Source organism: Geomonas sp. Red32 (genome assembly GCF_023652955.1).
Taxonomy (GTDB): domain Bacteria; phylum Desulfobacterota; class Desulfuromonadia; order Geobacterales; family Geobacteraceae; genus Geomonas.
On record NZ_JAKLOY010000003.1, the window covers coordinates 259,689 to 276,284 of the forward strand.

At 62.7% G+C, this 16,596-nt stretch carries 16 protein-coding genes and 3 tRNA genes; all 19 read left to right on the forward strand.

The genetic code is table 11. The features are described from left to right. The 19 genes from lon to L4X63_RS10555 all read left to right on the forward strand — a co-directional run bounded on the left by lon (position 1) and on the right by L4X63_RS10555 (position 16,568). Positions 1-2,433, forward strand: a complete 2,433-nt coding sequence (gene lon, locus L4X63_RS10465; protein ID WP_250678575.1) for an endopeptidase La — start codon at positions 1-3, stop codon at positions 2,431-2,433. 8 nt (positions 2,434-2,441) lie between these two features. Next, a complete protein-coding gene (locus L4X63_RS10470; protein ID WP_284694579.1) occupies positions 2,442-2,783 on the forward strand; it encodes an HU family DNA-binding protein in 342 nt (113 codons plus the stop codon). Between the two features lie 34 nt (positions 2,784-2,817). Further along, positions 2,818-2,894 (forward strand) — tRNA-Asp (locus L4X63_RS10475). Between the two features lie 11 nt (positions 2,895-2,905). Next, positions 2,906-2,981, forward strand: a tRNA-Val gene (locus L4X63_RS10480). 69 nt (positions 2,982-3,050) lie between these two features. Beyond that, positions 3,051-3,127 (forward strand) — tRNA-Asp (locus tag L4X63_RS10485). A 198-nt stretch (positions 3,128-3,325) separates the two neighbouring features. Continuing rightward, a complete protein-coding gene (locus tag L4X63_RS10490) occupies positions 3,326-4,051 on the forward strand; it encodes a polyprenol monophosphomannose synthase (RefSeq protein WP_250678786.1) in 726 nt (241 codons plus the stop codon). Position 4,052: 1 nt separating this feature from the next. Beyond that, positions 4,053-4,238 carry a hypothetical protein gene (locus tag L4X63_RS10495; protein ID WP_250678577.1) on the forward strand — a complete coding sequence of 62 codons (186 nt, stop codon included), beginning with the start codon at positions 4,053-4,055 and terminating at the stop codon, positions 4,236-4,238. Between the two features lie 151 nt (positions 4,239-4,389). Further along, on the forward strand, positions 4,390-5,595 hold the full coding sequence (locus L4X63_RS10500) for a type II secretion system F family protein (RefSeq protein ID WP_250678578.1): 1,206 nt from the start codon (positions 4,390-4,392) through the stop codon (positions 5,593-5,595). Between the two features lie 4 nt (positions 5,596-5,599). Continuing rightward, complete coding sequence (locus L4X63_RS10505) at positions 5,600-7,321, forward strand: GspE/PulE family protein (protein ID WP_250678579.1); 1,722 nt, start codon at positions 5,600-5,602, stop codon at positions 7,319-7,321. 6 nt (positions 7,322-7,327) lie between these two features. Continuing rightward, positions 7,328-8,242 carry a type IV pilus biogenesis protein PilM gene (gene pilM / locus L4X63_RS10510; protein ID WP_250678580.1) on the forward strand — a complete coding sequence of 305 codons (915 nt, stop codon included), beginning with the start codon at positions 7,328-7,330 and terminating at the stop codon, positions 8,240-8,242. A 1-nt stretch (position 8,243) separates the two neighbouring features. Next, positions 8,244-8,762, forward strand: a complete 519-nt coding sequence (locus L4X63_RS10515) for a PilN domain-containing protein (RefSeq protein ID WP_250678581.1) — start codon at positions 8,244-8,246, stop codon at positions 8,760-8,762. Then, entirely contained in the window at positions 8,762-9,319 is a 558-nt protein-coding gene (pilO, locus tag L4X63_RS10520; protein WP_250678582.1) for a type 4a pilus biogenesis protein PilO, read from the forward strand. Before L4X63_RS10515 ends, pilO begins: the two co-directional genes overlap by 1 nt. Next, positions 9,316-10,041, forward strand: coding sequence for a type II secretion system protein PulP (locus L4X63_RS10525; RefSeq protein WP_250678792.1), 726 nt, complete (start codon positions 9,316-9,318; stop codon positions 10,039-10,041). Before pilO ends, L4X63_RS10525 begins: the two co-directional genes overlap by 4 nt. A 20-nt stretch (positions 10,042-10,061) precedes the next feature. Then, the gene (locus tag L4X63_RS10530) at positions 10,062-12,749 is read left to right on the forward strand and encodes a secretin GspD/PilQ domain-containing protein (protein ID WP_350339182.1); all 2,688 of its coding nucleotides are present in this window, start codon (positions 10,062-10,064) and stop codon (positions 12,747-12,749) included. An 18-nt stretch (positions 12,750-12,767) separates the two neighbouring features. Continuing rightward, positions 12,768-13,256 carry a type II secretion system protein gene (locus L4X63_RS10535; RefSeq protein ID WP_250678584.1) on the forward strand — a complete coding sequence of 163 codons (489 nt, stop codon included), beginning with the start codon at positions 12,768-12,770 and terminating at the stop codon, positions 13,254-13,256. A 1-nt stretch (position 13,257) separates the two neighbouring features. Continuing rightward, the gene (locus L4X63_RS10540) at positions 13,258-13,674 is read left to right on the forward strand and encodes a type IV pilin protein (protein ID WP_250678585.1); all 417 of its coding nucleotides are present in this window, start codon (positions 13,258-13,260) and stop codon (positions 13,672-13,674) included. 42 nt (positions 13,675-13,716) lie between these two features. Then, entirely contained in the window at positions 13,717-14,424 is a 708-nt protein-coding gene (gene ftsE, locus L4X63_RS10545; RefSeq protein WP_250678586.1) for a cell division ATP-binding protein FtsE, read from the forward strand. After that, the gene (gene ftsX, locus L4X63_RS10550) at positions 14,414-15,361 is read left to right on the forward strand and encodes a permease-like cell division protein FtsX (RefSeq protein WP_250678587.1); all 948 of its coding nucleotides are present in this window, start codon (positions 14,414-14,416) and stop codon (positions 15,359-15,361) included. Before ftsE ends, ftsX begins: the two co-directional genes overlap by 11 nt. Position 15,362: 1 nt before the next feature. Continuing rightward, positions 15,363-16,568, forward strand: coding sequence for a murein hydrolase activator EnvC family protein (locus L4X63_RS10555; RefSeq protein ID WP_250678588.1), 1,206 nt, complete (start codon positions 15,363-15,365; stop codon positions 16,566-16,568). The last annotated feature ends 28 nt before the right edge of the window (positions 16,569-16,596 follow it).

Sequence of the window (16,596 nt, forward strand, 5' to 3'; positions counted from 1 at the left end):
ATGACAGAAGAAAGCAGTAAGGCCGGCAGGACCAGAGCCAGGAAGAGAGGGAATCCGGAAAGATTCCCTCTCTTTCCTTTACGGGACATCGTCATCTTCCCCCACATGGTGGTACCGCTCTTCGTAGGGCGGGAAAAGTCGGTTTTGGCGCTCGAGGCGGCCATGGCCGACAACGACAAGATGATCCTCCTCGCCACCCAGAAAAACGCCAAGACCGAGGACCCCGCCTCCGACGACATCTACCAGGTCGGCACCGTCTGCCACATCATCCAGCTCCTGAAGCTCCCCGACGGCACCGTGAAGGTGCTGGTGGAGGGGAAGCGCCGCGGCGCCATCACCGGCTTTTCCGAGAGCCGCCCCTTCTTCGAGGTCGAGGTGGAGCCGCTCCCCGAGCCGGCGGTCAAGGGTAGCGAGCTGGAGGCCTTGAAGCGCGGGGTGGTGACCAGCTTCGAAAGCTACCTCGGCTTGAACAGCTCGGTCCCCTCCGAGGTGCTCCAGTCGGTGCAGTCGATCTCCGACCCCTCCCGGCTGGCCGATACCATCGCTCCCCACCTGAACCTCAAGGTCCCCCAGAAGCAGGAACTCCTCGCCCTAAGCTCCCCCGCGAAGAGGATGGAACGCCTCCTGGCCCTGATGGGAGCCGAGATCGAGATCCTCCAGATCGAAAAGAAGATCCAGGCCCGGGTCAAGAAGCAGATGGAAAAGACCCAGAAGGACTACTACCTCAACGAGCAGATCCGCGCCATCCAGAAGGAGCTGGGGGGCAAGGACGAGTTCAAGCAGGAACTCCAGGCCCTGGAGGCCAAGGCCGCCAAGCTGAGCCTTTCGGTGGAGGCCAGGGAAAAGGTCCAGGCCGAGCTTAAGAAGCTCCGGCTCATGTCGCCGATGTCCTCGGAGGCGGCGGTGGTCAGGAACTACGTGGAGTGGGTTCTGGCGCTTCCCTGGGGGATCTGCGGCGAGGAGAAGAGCGACATCCAGGAGGCCCGCGCCTGCCTGGAGGCGGACCACTACGGCCTTGAGAAGGTGAAGAGCCGCATCCTCGAGTACCTGGCGGTCAACACCCTCATGAAGGGGATGAAGGGGCCGATCCTCTGTCTGGTCGGCCCTCCGGGGGTCGGCAAGACCTCGCTCGCCCGCTCGGTGGCCAAGGCGACCGGCCGCGGGTTCGTGAAGATCTCGCTGGGCGGGGTGCGTGACGAGGCCGAGATCCGCGGCCACCGCCGCACCTACGTCGGCGCCATGCCCGGAAAGATCGTGCAGTCCCTGAAGAAGTGCGGCAGCTCCAACCCGGTATTCCTGCTCGACGAGATCGACAAGATGACCTCCGACTTCCGCGGCGACCCCGCCTCGGCGCTTTTGGAGGTGCTCGACCCCGAGCAGAACTTCTCCTTCAACGACCACTTCCTCGATCTCGACTACGACCTCTCGAGGGTCATGTTCATCACCACCGCCAACTCGAGCCACTCAATCCCGCGGCCGCTTTTGGACCGGATGGAGCTCGTGAGGCTGGAAGGGTACACCGAGCACGAGAAGCTCGCCATTGCCCGCCAGTACCTGGTTCCCAAGCAGGCCGCCAGCAACGGGCTCTCCGGCAAGGGGGTATCCTTCACCGATCCCGCACTGCTGGAGATCATCCGCCGCTACACCCGGGAGGCCGGGGTCAGAAACCTCGAGCGCGAGATCGGGAGCGTCTGCCGGAAGATGGCCTTCTCCCTGGTAGAGGGGGGCAAGCTCAAGAAGACGGTGCAGCCCAAGCAGATCGCCGGCTTCCTCGGGGTCCCCCGCTTCAAGTACGGCGAGGCGCAGGAGGAGGATGCGGTCGGCCTGGTGACCGGTCTCGCCTGGACCGAGGTGGGAGGGGAACTCCTCAACATCGAGGTGGTGACCGTGCCGGGGAAGGGGAAGCTGACGGTGACCGGCAAGCTCGGGGAGGTGATGCAGGAGTCCGCCCAGGCGGCCATGACCTACGTCCGCTCCCGGGGCGAGCTCCTGGGGTTCGCCAAGGACTTCTACCAGCACCTCGACATCCACATCCACGTCCCCGAGGGGGCCATCCCCAAGGACGGCCCGTCGGCGGGGATCACCATGGCCTGCGCGCTCACCTCGGCCTTGACCAGGCGAGCGGTCCGCCGCGACATCGCCATGACCGGCGAAATCACCCTGCGGGGCACCGTGCTCCCGATTGGCGGGCTTAAAGAGAAGCTTCTCGCGGCCGGCCGGGGCGGAATCACCACCGTGCTCATCCCCAAGGAGAACGAGAAGGACCTGGCGGAGGTACCGCGGGAGGTCACCAGCGGCCTCACCATCCACCCGGTCTCCCACATGGACGAAGTGTTAGGTTTCGCCCTGTTAGGGGAGTCGGCCATCCCGGCCGGCGTCCTCTATCCCGAAGGGGCCACCCCCTCCGGCGAGAATGTGGTGGTACCCCATTAGAAAAACAGTTGACAGCGTTCGCAGGTGTCTGGTATAAGGTTGCTTCACTTTGCGATGCAGTCCAGGAGGCGACAATGAACAAGCAAGAACTGGTGAGCGCCATCGCCGATGAGGCTCAGATCACCAAGGTTGAAGCAGATAAGGCACTTACCGCTATCGTCGACACACTGACCAGCTGCCTGGCCGGTGGCGACAAGGTAACCCTGGTCGGCTTCGGCACCTTCAGCGTCGCCGAGCGCGCCGCCCGTACCGGCAAGAACCCGCAGACCGGGAAAGAGATCCAGATCCCGGCCTCCAAGGCTCCCAAGTTCAAACCGGGCAACACCCTGAAGGAACTGATCAACAAGTAGTACCGGCGGACCTCCAAGCGAGGTCGCCTGACGCGGGGTTGTAGCTCAGTTGGTTAGAGTGCCAGCCTGTCACGCTGGAAGTCGCGGGTTCGAGCCCCGTCAACCCCGCCATTTTTCATAACGGGCGAATAGCTCAGCTGGGAGAGCGCCAGCCTTACAAGCTGGATGTCGGGGGTTCGATCCCCTCTTCGCCCACCATTATGAAGGCGCCGCGTCCGTCACAATCGAATACCTCCCGCCGCCCAACGGCACGGGAAGAAGGAGTAGGGGGTTGTAGCTCAGTTGGTTAGAGTGCCAGCCTGTCACGCTGGAAGTCGCGGGTTCGAGCCCCGTCAACCCCGCCATCCTTATCGAGGCCATCTGCATGCAGGTGGCCTTTTTCTTTGCCCCTCCCTGGGGCTCCCCGGCCGGCGTGGTACCGTTTACCTGGTTGACTTCACTCTGGGAAATCGTTTATATTCCACTGCGGCTGAAGCTGGCGGCAGGGTCGGTGCCGATCCTGCCACGATCCCCTTACGGAAAGCGAGTCCTCCTTGAAACCCTTGAAACCGGTCGTGGTCATTCCGACCTACAATGAACGGGACAACCTGGAAAGGCTTGCCACCCAGATTCTCTCCCTGGACCCCTCGCTCCATCTTCTCATCGTCGACGACAACTCCCCCGATGGCACCGGCCAGATGGCCGACCGGCTGGCCGAGGAAACCGGGCGGCTGAGCGTCCTGCACCGGGCCGGCAAGCTCGGGCTGGGCTCCGCCTACCGGGAGGGGTTCGCCAAGGCGCTCGAGATGGGGGCCGACGCGGTGGTCCAGATGGACGCCGACTTCTCCCATGATCCCTCCATCCTGCCGCTTTTCTTCGAGAAGCTCGACCAGGCCGATTTCGTGATCGGCTCCCGGTACGTGAACGGGATCAGCGTCGTGAACTGGCCGCTCAGAAGACTCATGCTGAGCTACTTCGCCAGCGTCTATACCCGGGTCATCACCGGGCTCCAGATCTCCGACTGCACGAGCGGCTTCAAGTGCTTCCGGGCCGAGACCCTCAGGGGGATCGACCTCGCCAAGGTCCGCTCGGACGGCTACTCTTTCCAGATCGAGATGAACTTCCGCTGCGTCGAGCGCGGCTTCAAGGTGGCCGAGGTCCCGATCATCTTTATCGACCGTCACGCCGGAACCTCGAAGATGTCCAAGAAGATCGTGCGGGAGGCGGTGCTCATGGTCTGGAAACTGAAGATCGGCTCCCTGTTGGGGCTCTCCGGAGGGCGGAAATAACATGGTGAACGGGTTCTGGAGCGTGGCCTGCGTGGCCGGCCTTTGGGCATTTGTAGGGTGCACCGTGGTCTTCATCCTCAAGGGGTTCCGCGCCCGCGGGGTTTTCGACGTCCGTGCCAGCCTGCCGTGGGGAGTTGCCATGCTGGTGAGCTTTCTCTTCTGGATGATCGGCATGGCCAATGCCTGATCCGCTGAAGGTGGAATCGATCCATACTTCCCGAGAAAGTGTCCCTCCCGGTTTATTTGTCCCTTTTTCCCGCCCTCGACCTTAGAGGTCGCCAATTTACTCAAGGTTTTGAGTTTTCATTCTCTCTCATTTGTGGTACTCATAATAGCTTATGTCGATCTTCACCTGCAAGATAGGCTCCTCTGACGGCAGGATCACTGTCAAGGAGTTTGACGCGGTCAATGCCGACCTGCTCCGCCAGAGTCTGGAAGAGCAGGGGTACGTCGTCTTTGAGCTCAGGAAGAAGCCTCTGCAGTTTCTCCTTGAGAAGGGGGGGGGGCGCAAGAGAATCGGCAACAAGGACCTGCTCCTTTTCAACCAGGAACTGCTCGTGCTCCTGAAGTCGGGCCTCCCGATCATTCAGGCGCTCGACACCATCCTTGAGTCTGAGGGGGGAAAGCTCAACCAGATCCTGACCGCCGTGCGCGAGGACGTGAAGGGTGGGGCGTCGCTGTCGGCGGCCTTGGAGAAGTACCCGCGGGTCTTCCCGCACCTGTACATCGCCTCCATACAGGCGGGCGAGCGGACGGGGGATCTCCCGCTGACCATCAGGCGCTACATCGCCTTTTTGAAGAAGACCGAGGGGTTCAAGGGAAAGGTGACGGCGGCGCTCTTCTACCCCGCCATTCTGGTGGCGGTGGCGACCGCGGCCGTCGCGCTCCTTTTGATCTACGTGGTCCCGACCTTCAGCGCGATCTACGCCGAATCGGGCTCCGCACTGCCGGTCCCGACCCAGATGCTGATCTCCTTCACCACCTTCTTAAAGCGCTACCTCCTCCTGTTCATCGGGATCGTCGTGGTGGCGGCGGGGATCTTCCGCCGGTGGAAGGAGACCGAGGCGGGGCGCTACCGGGTGGACGCCATGAAGATCAGCACACCCTTCATCGGGAATATCGCCACCCGCTACGCGGTGGCCGGCTTTACCCGGACCCTCGCCACCGTGCTCGGGAGCGGCATCCCCATCGTCGAGGCGCTCAGGATGTCGGTGGGGACGCTTAACAACCGGGTGCTGGAGCGGGGGCTTTTGCACGCCGTGACCCGGGTAGAGGAGGGGAGCAAGCTGTCGAGCGCCCTCGAGAGCATCAAGCTGATGCCCCCCCTGGCCCTGAGGATGCTCTCGGTCGGGGAGAGCACCGGTTCCATGGAGGAGATGCTCTCCGACATCTCGGATTACTTCGAGGACGAGATCGACCGCAACCTTCACATGCTGACCACCGCCATCGAACCGGCCATCATGATTGTCATGGGGGTCGTCATCGGTACCATCATCATCACCATGTACCTGCCGGTCTTCAAACTCGCCGGCACCGTGGGTTAACGATATGCTGAAACCGTTCAAGAGAAAGACGCTGGGGGACATCCTTTTGCAAAAGGGTGAGCTCACCCCCGACCAACTGGCCTACGCCCTCGACCGCCAGCAGGCGACCGGCGAACGGCTGGGAGCCATCTGTCTGGCCGATGCGCTCATCACCGAGACGGTGCTGGCCCAGGCGCTGGCCGAGCAGTTCGCGATGGAGTACGTCGACCTCAAGGGGTTCCGCCCCGACGAGGCGATCTTCAGCGCGCTGCCGCCCGACATGATGTACCGCTACCACTTCATCCCGCTGGAGATCGAGGGGGAGACCCTTTCGGTCGCCATCGCTGACCCCACCGCGGTCCTAAAGCTCGACGAGATGTCGCTTCTCCTTGAGCGCCCGCTGGTCTTCAAGGTGGCCGAGGAAAGCGAGATTTCCTACCACCTGAAGAAGGGGGAGGGGACCAGCCGGGTACTGAAAGAGGTCTCCGAGGACTTCATGATCCAGCTGGTGACCGAGACCGAGAAGGGGGAAGAGGTCCTCTCGGTGGAGAACGTCACCGCCGACACGAGCCCCATCATCAAGCTGGTCAACTCGACCATCCTGGACGCGCTCACCCGCCGGACCTCGGACATCCACATCGAAACCACCTCGGAAGGGGTGATCATCAAGTACCGTATCGACGGCGTGCTCTACAAGGCGACCGAGCCGATCGACAACCATTTCCAGGGACCGTTGATCTCCCGCCTGAAGGTCATGAGCGAGCTCGACATCTCCGAGCGGCGTATCCCGCAGGACGGCCGCTTCAAGGTGAGGATCGCCGGCAAGTCGATCGACTTCCGTGTCTCCATCATGCCGAGCGCCTTCGGCGAGGATGCGGTCATCCGTATCCTCGACAAGGAGTCGATCGCCACCGACCTCAGGGGGCTCACGCTGGAGACCCTCGGGATGGCCTCCCACGAGATCAAGCGCTTCAGGAAGATGATCAAGGAGCCGTACGGGATGGTGCTGGTCACCGGGCCGACCGGTTCCGGCAAGACCACCACCCTCTACGGCGCGCTCACCGAGATCCACACCGGCGAAGAGAAGATCATCACCATCGAGGACCCGGTCGAGTACGTCCTTAACGGGATCACCCAGATCCCGGTCAACGAGAAGAAGGGGCTCACCTTCGCCCGCGGCCTTCGCTCGGTACTGCGCCACGACCCGGACAAGATCATGGTCGGCGAGATCCGCGACTCCGAGACCGCCCAGATCGCGGTGCAGTCCGCCTTGACCGGCCACCTGGTCTTCACCACGGTGCATGCCAACAACGTCTTCGACGTCATCGGACGCTTCACCCACATGGGGATCGACCCCTACAACTTCGTCTCCTGCCTGAACTGCGTCATGGCCCAGCGGCTGGTCAGAAAACTCTGCCCGAGCTGCAAGAAGCCGATCGCCCACACCGACCAGGAGCTTAGGGAATCGGCCATCGATCCGGAGCGTACCCGCGGGGTTACCCTGTACCGGTCGGTCGGCTGCGACGAGTGCAATGGGACCGGGTACCGGGGACGCTCCGCCATCGTGGAGCTTTTGGACTTAAACGACGAGATCCGCGAGCTGATCATCTCCAAGGCCCCCATCGCGGCCCTCAAGAAGGCCGCCCAGGCCGCCGGCACCTCATTCCTGAGGGAATCGGCGGTCGCCAAGGTGCTGGCGGGGGAAACCAGCATCAAGGAAATCAACCGCGTCACCTTCGTGGAGTAGCCGTTAATGATACTTTCGAGAAAAGGGCTGGGACTGGAGGTGTCGGCAGAGGGACTCTCCCTCGCGGTCGCCTCCGGCGGGAAGAACCTGACCGTGCAGGGGGGGCTGAGCGTTCCGCTCCCTCCCGGAACCCTGCAGCTCTCCCGGCGCGAACCCAACGTGCTCAACGCGGCCCACTTCGTGGCGGCGGTCCGGGAAGCGCACCTGCGGCTTCTGACCAAGGAGCGGGCGGCCTCCGTCTCGCTTCCCGATGCGGTCGGCCGGGTGGTGCTGCTCGACCTCGAGGCCCGCTTCAGGAGCCGCGAGGAGGGGCTGGAGATCATCCGCTGGAAGCTCAAGAAGAATTTCCCGATCGATCTGGGCGCCGTGCAGCTCGATTACCAGACCCTGGTGGAGCGGGAAAACGGGGCGGTAAGCCTCCTCGTCTCGCTGCTGTCGCGGCCGGTGGCCGCCCAGTACGAAGAACTGCTCGGCGAGGCGGGGCTCGAACCGCGCTTCATAGACTTCACCTCCTTCAACCTGTACCGGATGTTCGCCCAGCGCCTCGAGATGAGCGAGGACGCCGCCTTCGTCTCCTTCTACCGGGGAGCCCTGACCGTGCTGATCTTCTTCGGCGGCGTGCTCTCCTTCTACCGTACCAAGGAGACACCGGGGGAGGCCCAGAACCTCTACCGCGAGCTCAACAGCTCGCTCCTCGTCTACCGCGACCGCTACCCTGGCCAGGCCATCGGCGAGGTCTTCTGCATGGCCTCCCCGGCCGAGGCGGAACCGTTCCGTGCCCTGGTGGCGGAGACCACCCAGATGGAGCCGGTGCTGCTCGACCTGGAGCGGGCGGTTGCCTTGGGGGCTGGGACGGTCATGGACAAAAACGCCCTGCACGGACTCTGCGCCGCGCTTGGCGCCGCCTCAAGGAGCCTGTGAGATGAGATTTACCATCAACCTCGCCACCAGGCGCTACCTGGACCTGCGCTCCCTCGACGTCGCCCTGGTGCTTGGCTTCCTCGTGTTCGGCGGCCTGCTGGTCGTCCGGGTTGCCGAGATAGGCTCCAACCAGGGAGAGCTCTCCCGCCTTCGTTCCGTCACTGCCAAGAGCGCCCCGGCGGCCCCGGCGGGGGTGAGCGAGGCGCAGGTAAAGGTGGTGGCCGCCAAGGTAGCCCTTGCCAATAGCCTCATCCGCCAGAAGACCACCGACTGGCTGGGGCTGCTGGACGCCCTTGAGGCGGTGGTCCCTTCGGGAGTCGCCCTTGGGCAGATCCAGCCAGGAAAGGTGGTCGGAATCAACGGAGTCGCCAAAGGATACCCCGAGCTGCAGCACCTGCTGGAAAACATGCAGCGCTCCAAGAGCTTTTCGGACGTTTACCTCCTGAACCAAACCGAGACCAAGGTGGGGCTCACCCAGAGCGGGCTCACCTTCAACCTGACCTGCAAGGTTACCTACTGATGAACCTACAGCTGCTCCAGGAAATCTACGCGGCCAGGAAGACGAGCATCATCCTGCTCCTTTGCCTGGTGCTTCTCAACGCCGGGTTCTACATCTACCTGAGCCAATGGCAAAGGCCGGCTTTGGAGTCGGCCCAGAAGGAATGGTTCGCCAACCGGGAGGTCCATGCCGACCGCGGTAACGTCTCCTCGGCGGCCGTGTATGCCAAGGCGGTCACCGACCTGGCGCAGGTCCGCAAGCGGCTGATCGCCCGGGACGATTTTCCCGCCTTCATCGCGCGGCTCTACAGCGTGGCCAAGGGGCGGCACCTGGCGCTGACCTCCATCGCCTACCGTCCCGCTCCCCTCAAGGAGGATCCCACCATCCTGGCCTATGGCATCACCTTCTCGGTCGCCGGTCCGTACCCGGCGGTGAAGGGGTTCATGAGCGACCTGGCGCGGCTTCCCCAGATGGTCACCCTCGATTCCGTCTCGCTTGGTAACGGGAGCCGGACGACCGAAGAGGTGGCGCTCAACATGGCACTCACCGCCTACCTCGACCAGGGAGGGGCGCGATGAACCGTCAGAAGCTGATCCTTGCCGTCCTGCTCCTGGTTTTCGGCTGTTCCCTGGTCTACAGCTACGTGAAGTCCCCGAAGCAGCGGTTGGCCACCCAGTCCGAGCTCGCCCGTCCTGCCGTGCCGGCCAAACGGGCGCCGGTCCAGGCCAAGACGCGTACCGCGCCCCCGGCACCTGCCAACGTACCTGCGAACGCCCCGGCAGGTGCACCGGCGAAGGCACCGTCGAACGCTACGTCGAACGCCGCTTCTGGTGACCTCGTGGTGCGCCTCGACCTTTTGGACCGGGTCCCCTCTCAGACGGGAGGCTCCCGGCGCAACATCTTCAGCCCGATCTTCAGGGACGAGGCCAAGCTTCCCCCGTTCAAGCCGCTGCCGCCGCTCCCCAAAGCGGCCAAGCTCCCGCCTCCGCCGATGTTGCTGCCGCAGGTGTTGCCGCCGCAGCCGCCACCGCCGCCTCCCGAGCCGCCGGTGAACGTGGAGCTGGGTAAGTTCAATTTCGTCGGGTTCCTTAAGAAGAACGGGGACAAGACGGTGTTCCTCTCCAAGAACAACGAGGTTTTCCTGGCCAAGAAGGGGTCGAAGATCGCGGGAGACTTCATGGTCACCGATATCACCGACGAGTCCCTCACCTTGAAGGCGCTGCCGACCGGAAAAGAGTTAGCCATTCCGCTGGTGGAGAATCGCGCGATGTTGTTGCGTCACTCCAGAAGGAACCCCTAAGGAGCATCTGCATGCATGTTATGAAACCGATCTGCACCCTTTTGCTGGTGGCGCTGACGCTCACCGGCTGCACCGCCGGGCGCTCTGCCTTCAACAAGGGAGAACGGTTGGAGGCCGCGGGAGACCTCGACGGAGCCCTGGTCAAGTACACCGAGGTGGCCACCGCCTACCCCGAGGTCGGGGAGTATCGGGTGAGGCTGCTCAACACGGTGTCGGCCGCTTCCAAAAAGCACTTCCGCAAGGGGGAGGCGTTCTTCGCCGTCAAGAGCTACTCCGAGGCCGTCAAGGAGTACGAGACTGCCTTCGCCATCGATCCGACCTACGTCCAGGCGAGGCTGCAGGCCGAGCTTTCCCAGAAGCTGGCCAACGCCGCCGTGTACGTGCAGGAGGCGGCCCAGTTCGAGAAGGACCGCAAGCCGCGGGAGGCTATGGTCTCCTACCGCCATGCCCTCGAGTTCGATCCTAACAGCAGCCAGGCCAAGGAGGGGATCAGCAGGCTCACCAGCCTCAAGCATCATAAGCTGGACGGCTACGAGCTGAACCTGAAATCGACCAAGCCGATTACTCTCAAGTTCAAGGACGCGAAGCTCAAGGAGATCTTCAACATTCTCTCCCAGCTCTCCGGGATCAACTTCGTGTTCGACGACACCGTAAAGGACGTGAACATCTCCCTGTTCCTGGAGAATGCCACTTTTCAGCAGGCGATGGAGATCATCACCGGGATGAACAAGCTGGAGAAGAAGGTGCTGAACGAAAGCACCATCATTCTCTACCCCCGTACCCCGGACAAGCTGAAGCAGTACGAAGAGCTGTACGTGGAGACCTTCTACCTCAACAAGCTGGAGGCCAAGAAGGCGGTCAACCTCATCCGCACCATGCTCCAGGTGAAGAAGATCTACGTCAACGACGAGCTTAACGCCCTGGTGATCCGCGACACTCCCGAGGTGATCGCCGTGGCCAGGAAGATCCTCGAGGCCAACGACGTACCGGACGCCGAGGTGCTTTTGGATGTCGAGGTGTTCGAGCTCTCCAAGCAGGATTCGGAGACCTTCGGGCTGGCACTCTCCAAGTACGGGATCTCGGCTGCCGCCTCGCCGCCGGGGAGCACCAGCCTCCTGACCGACTCGCTTTCATCGGTGACCACCACCAGCACTACTTCGACAACTACCCCGGCCACGCCGTCCAACCTGATCAACTTCTTCGCCTACCGCGGGTACAACGGCTACCTTACCGTCCCCAACGCAACCTTCAACTTCGGCAAGACCCTCTCCAACGGCGAGACGCTGGCCAATCCGAAGATCAGGGTGAAAAACCGGGAGAAAGCGAAGTTCAACGTCGGTACCAGGGTGCCGATCACCACCACCTCTTCTCCGTCCGGTGGCGGCGTGAGCGTCAACGTCCAGTACGTCGACGTCGGCGTCAAGGTCAACGCGGAACCGACCATCCAGCTCAACAACGAGGTCTCCATCAAGCTGGGGGTCGAGGTCAGTACCATCACCGACAAGTCGGTCATCGGTACCGACCAGGCCACTACGGTGGTCACCATCGGTACCAGGAACCTCGACACCGTATTGTCGCTCAAGGACGGTGAGACCACCATCATCGGTGGCCTGATCCAGAAGAGCAAGACCGACAGCAAACAGAAGATCTTTTTGCTGGGGGACATCCCCTTCCTGGGGAGCCTCTTCACCAACACCAACGATTCGGCCGGGAAGTCCGAGATTCTGCTTGCCATCACCCCCAGGATCGTGCGCGGGGTAACCGTGCCGGAAGGGGACGTGGCGGCCTTCTGGTCCGGCCGCGAGGAAGAGCCTTCTACCAACAAACCGTACTCCTCCTTCGAGGAACCTGACACGCTTCCGGATAGTGCCGCGCCTGCTGCCGGTGCGAACCTTGCGCCGGGATCGCCGGTCGTATCGGCCACCCCCGTGGCCGCCACGGCGGCAGCCGATACCAACGCCCCCGCCCCTGGCTCGGGCCCCGGACGCGCCAGGAGAAAACCTGCCTCGATGACAAGGACGGTCAACCCGCCCTCCGCCCAGACGGTCCCCGCCGGTGAGGTGCCCGATAGCGCAGCGGCTGGCCAGGCGGCTCCCGCGGCCGTTCCGGCAGCCAACGCAGCGGTTCCCGTCCCGGCCCCGGCTCCGGTAGCAGACCCGATGGCAGCTCCGGTTCCTCCGGCTTCCAGCGCGCCCGTTGCCGTGCCGGTGACACCTCCTTCCCAGGCCGTGCCGGCCCCGGCCCCCGCGGACGCCGTCCCCGCGCCGCCGGCCGCGAAGGCGGTGGTCCCGGTGTCCAAGCTCTCGCTGGCCCTCGGGGTCCCCGCCACGGTCAACATCAGGGACCGCTTCGAGGTCAAGGTCAACGTCGACGGAGCCAAGGATCTGTACAACTCGGTATTCGTCCTCACCTACGACCCGAAACTGCTGGAGCCGGTCAGCCAGGCGGCCGGCCCCTTCCTGAAGAAGGACGGGCAGCAGGTCAACTTCCAGTCCTTCGTCCTGAAGTCCAAGGGCGAGCTCTGGATCACCGCCTCCCGGATGACGGCGCCGGGCGGAGTCACCGGAGACGGTACGCTGGCGATCGCCACCTTCAAGGCCATCGCCAACGGCAAGGCGAATCTCGGCTTTGCCAACACCAACTTCAGCACCAAGCAAGGCGGCGTGATCGCGGTCACACCGTTCAAGGCGATTGTGGAGGTAAAGTAGCATCCATCGGCTACTACCATGCTGACCATCCTTAGAAATAACCGCGGGCTAACCCTCATCGAGCTGGTGGTGACCGCCATCATCCTGTCGCTGCTTGCCTCCCTGGTCGTCCCTTCGGCGCGCCTCACCATCAAGCGGACCAAGGAGATCGAGCTCAGGCGCAACCTGCGCGAGGTCAGGGACGCCCTCGACGCGTACAAGAAGTACCGCGACCAGGCCGTGCTCGAGAAAAAGATCACCTCAAGCCCCGACGAGTCCGGCTACCCGAAGACCCTCCAGCTGCTGGTGGACGGGGACGACTTCGGCGGTCTGCTCCCCAAGAAAAAGTTTCTGCGCAGGATTCCGCGGGATCCCTTCTATCCGGTGAAGGGTGACGAGATCCCCTGGCGGATGCGCTCATACTCGGACGACCCGGACAGCAGGATCTGGGGCGGCCAGGACGTCTTCGACGTCTCCTCCCAAAGCGAAGAGACCGCCATCGACGGCACCAAATACAAGGACTGGTGACATGCTGAAACGCCTTACGAGACTGGTCAGGACGCAACGGGGGTTCACCATGATCGAACTGATGATCGTGATCTCCATCATCGGCATCCTGGCCGCCATTGCGGCCCCCAACTATCAGTGGGGGATCGTCCGGGCACGGGAGTCCGTGCTGCGCGAGGACCTCTACATGATGCGTTCCGCCATCGATCAGTTCGCCGCCGATCAGGGGCGTTACCCCGACTCGCTCCAGGAGATGGCCGATAACAAGAACCAGTACATAAAGAGCGTCCCCAAGGACCCTTTCACCCGCAAGGACGACTGGACCACCGACCCCCCTCCGCCGCCTGCCGAAGGGCAGGAGGTCAAGGGTAACGTCTACGATATTCACAGCCGTTCCGAGGTGGTCGGCTCCGACGGGATCCCTTACAGCAAGTGGTAGCCTTCCGGCTGCCAAGCGTCATCGCCACGAGGCCTGATTCAGATGATTCAACTGCACAATGTTTCGATGTCCTACCAAGGTGACGCCCCGGCGCTCAACGACATCACACTCAAGATCCCCAAAGGGGATTTTGTTTTTTTGACGGGGCAGTCCGGGGCCGGCAAATCGACCCTCTTGAAGCTCATCTACGCCGAGCTCTCTCCCACCCGGGGACAGGTGCTGATCGACGGACAGAACCTGACCCGTCTCTCCCGCTCGCAGATCCCCCTTTTGCGCCGCAACATCGGCGTGGTCTTCCAGGACTACAAGCTCCTCCCCAACCGCACGGTACTGGAGAACGTGGCCATCACCCTCGAGGTGCTCGGGTGGGGTAAGCGCGACATCGGGAGGAAGGTATTCCACATGCTGAAGCAGCTCGGGATCGAGGACAAGGTGAACGCCACTCCCTTGAAGCTCTCCGGCGGCCAGCAGCAGCGGGTGGCGCTCGCCCGTGCCCTGGTCAACGACCCGAAGATCCTGATCGCCGACGAGCCGACCGGGAACCTGGACGACGAGAACAAGGAGCAGATCCTCGAGATCTTCAAGGAAGCCAACATCCGCGGCACCACCGTGGTGGTCGCCACCCACGACCGGCGGGTGATCACCAACTCCCACCGCCGGGTGATCCGGCTGGAAAAGGGGAGGGTGATCGAGGACGGCGGCGCGGCTCCCGAGCACGCTGCCATTGGGGAGGACGGCTATGAGCAATAAGGCGAAGCACGCGGTGCGTCCCAAGCTCGAGCAGGAGGGGTTCTTCGGCCGGTTCTCTTACTTCTCTTCGCGCGCGCTGGCGAACCTCAGGCAGAACACCTTCGTGAGCGTGGTCACCGTCGGCACCATCGCGCTGGCGCTCTTGATCGCCTCGCTTTTTCTCCTGGTGTACGTGAACCTCGATCACATGGCGCAGGGGTGGAGCGACAAGGTCCAGGTGACGGTCTACTTCGACAAGGAACCGGCCCCGCTGGCGGTCACCGCCCTCAAGGGGAGGATCATGAACATCCCCGGGGCCTCCAAGGTTGTCTTCGTCTCCCAGCAGGAGGCCGAGAAGAGGCTGCGCGCCCGTCTGAAGGGGCAGGAATCGCTTCTCGAGGGGGTGACGGCGGACGTCCTCCCCGCCTCGATGGAGATCAGCCTCGACCGCTCGAACCGCGACACTGCACAGGTGGCCTCCTTCGTCTCCGCGCTCAAGAAGATCGACGGGATCGGCGAGGTGCAGTACGGCGAGGAGTGGGTCAAGCGCTTCAACTCCTTCATGAACCTGTTCCGGCTGATGGGAATGCTCCTCGGGAGCTTCCTGGCGGTCACCGTGCTCTTCATCGTCTCCAATACCATCAAGCTGACCATCTACGCCCGCAAGGACGAACTTGAGGTGCTCGGCCTGGTCGGTGCCACCCGGTTCTTTATCAAGGCCCCCTTCCTCATCGAGGGGATCCTGCAGGGGGCGCTGGGAGCGGTGCTCTCGGTGGTGGCGCTTTTGGTCTGCTACTACACCTTCCTGAAAAACGCCGGCAATTTCCTGGGGGTCAACCCCGCCTCGGCCGGACTGTCGTTTCTGCCGCCAGCTCACCTGGCAGGCATCCTCCTGGGGGGCGTGCTGCTCGGATTCATCGGGAGCGCAACTTCCCTCAGAAGGTTCGTGAACGTCTAGCATGAGAATCAACGCAGCCATAATCGTCCTGCTCTTACTTGTGCCGTCGCTGTCGCTTGCGGGGGTGCGCGAGGACCTTCAGGGGGTCAAAAAGCAGATCAAGGAGAAGAACGCCCTTTTGTCGAAGACCAAGAAGGTTGAGACACAGGTCAGCGGGGAGCTCCAGCAGATCCAGAAGTCCCTGGCCGACAAGCAGGCGAGCCTCGTTAACCTCGGACGCGATCTTGCCGTGGTCGAGAAGGGGGTCGGCAAGACCATGCAGGAGATCGAGCGAGAGCGCCAGGAAGCCGAGAAAAAGCGCCAGCAGATCAACCGCCGGGTTGCCGCCCTTTACAAGGGGGGGGACACCGGGAACCTGCGGGTCTTCTTCTCCTCGGAATCTTTTCCCCAGATGAGCGAGAACCTCAAGTACCTGCGGAGTGTCCTGGAAAACGACAAGAAGCTCTTCGCCCAGTACAACGAGAACCTGGACCGCTTGCGCGGGCTGAAGCAGCGTCTGGAGCAGGAGGCCGCCCGCAAGGAGGGTATCCGCCAGTCGATGGAGGCCAAGAAGCGGGAGATCGAGGAGGAGAAGCAGAAAAAAGCCGAATACCTCGCCAAAGTCCGCAAGGACAAGCAGGGGTACGTGGCCTCGATCAAGGATCTTCAGGCCAACGCCCGCAGGCTTCAGACCATGTTCGCGAAGCTCGAGGCGAGGAACCGAAAGGCGCTTGAAGCACGCAATCGAAAGGGGTATAGTTCCAGGGCTCATGGCAAGGGGGAGCAGGCCAACCTGCTGCCGGCACCGCCGCCGGTTCCCGACCATGGGATGGGGAGCCAGCGGGGGAGACTCTCCATGCCAGTCAAAGGGACCATTGTCGATCGCTTCGGCAGGCATAAATCTCCCGAGTTCAACTCTTTTACTGTCAGTAATGGCATTTCGGTGGCTGCCCCCGCAGGAACACCCATCCGCGCTGTGTATGACGGCGAAGTGATTTTTGCCAACTATTTCAAAGGGTATGGTAATATGGTTATCGTTGACCACGGGGGAGGCTTTTTCAGTCTCTACGCCCACGCTTCCTCAGTGGCCAAAAAGGTGGGGTCCAAGGTGGCCAGAAACGATGTCCTGGCTAGCGTAGGGGATGTCGACTCGGCAAAGGGCCCCATGCTCTATTTCGAGATCAGATATCAGGGAAAGCCGGTCGATCCGTCGCCCTGGTTCAGATGACAGTCTAGGACAAGCAACCTATAAGGGA

Bases quoted from the DNA above. Each gene is read 5' to 3' on its own strand.
- lon (WP_250678575.1), top strand. From the start codon at position 1: ATGACAGAAGAAAGCAGTAAGGCCGGCAGGACCAGAGCCAGGAAGAGA.
- L4X63_RS10495 (WP_250678577.1), top strand. From the start codon at position 4,053: ATGGTGAACGGGTTCTGGAGCGTGGCCTGCGTGGCCGGCCTTTGGGCA.
- L4X63_RS10500 (WP_250678578.1), top strand. From the start codon at position 4,390: ATGTCGATCTTCACCTGCAAGATAGGCTCCTCTGACGGCAGGATCACT.
- L4X63_RS10505 (WP_250678579.1), top strand. From the start codon at position 5,600: ATGCTGAAACCGTTCAAGAGAAAGACGCTGGGGGACATCCTTTTGCAA.
- pilM (WP_250678580.1), top strand. From the start codon at position 7,328: ATGATACTTTCGAGAAAAGGGCTGGGACTGGAGGTGTCGGCAGAGGGA.
- L4X63_RS10515 (WP_250678581.1), top strand. From the start codon at position 8,244: ATGAGATTTACCATCAACCTCGCCACCAGGCGCTACCTGGACCTGCGC.
- pilO (WP_250678582.1), top strand. From the start codon at position 8,762: ATGAACCTACAGCTGCTCCAGGAAATCTACGCGGCCAGGAAGACGAGC.
- L4X63_RS10525 (WP_250678792.1), top strand. From the start codon at position 9,316: ATGAACCGTCAGAAGCTGATCCTTGCCGTCCTGCTCCTGGTTTTCGGC.
- L4X63_RS10530 (WP_350339182.1), top strand. From the start codon at position 10,062: ATGAAACCGATCTGCACCCTTTTGCTGGTGGCGCTGACGCTCACCGGC.
- L4X63_RS10535 (WP_250678584.1), top strand. From the start codon at position 12,768: ATGCTGACCATCCTTAGAAATAACCGCGGGCTAACCCTCATCGAGCTG.
- L4X63_RS10540 (WP_250678585.1), top strand. From the start codon at position 13,258: ATGCTGAAACGCCTTACGAGACTGGTCAGGACGCAACGGGGGTTCACC.
- ftsE (WP_250678586.1), top strand. From the start codon at position 13,717: ATGATTCAACTGCACAATGTTTCGATGTCCTACCAAGGTGACGCCCCG.
- ftsX (WP_250678587.1), top strand. From the start codon at position 14,414: ATGAGCAATAAGGCGAAGCACGCGGTGCGTCCCAAGCTCGAGCAGGAG.
- L4X63_RS10555 (WP_250678588.1), top strand. From the start codon at position 15,363: ATGAGAATCAACGCAGCCATAATCGTCCTGCTCTTACTTGTGCCGTCG.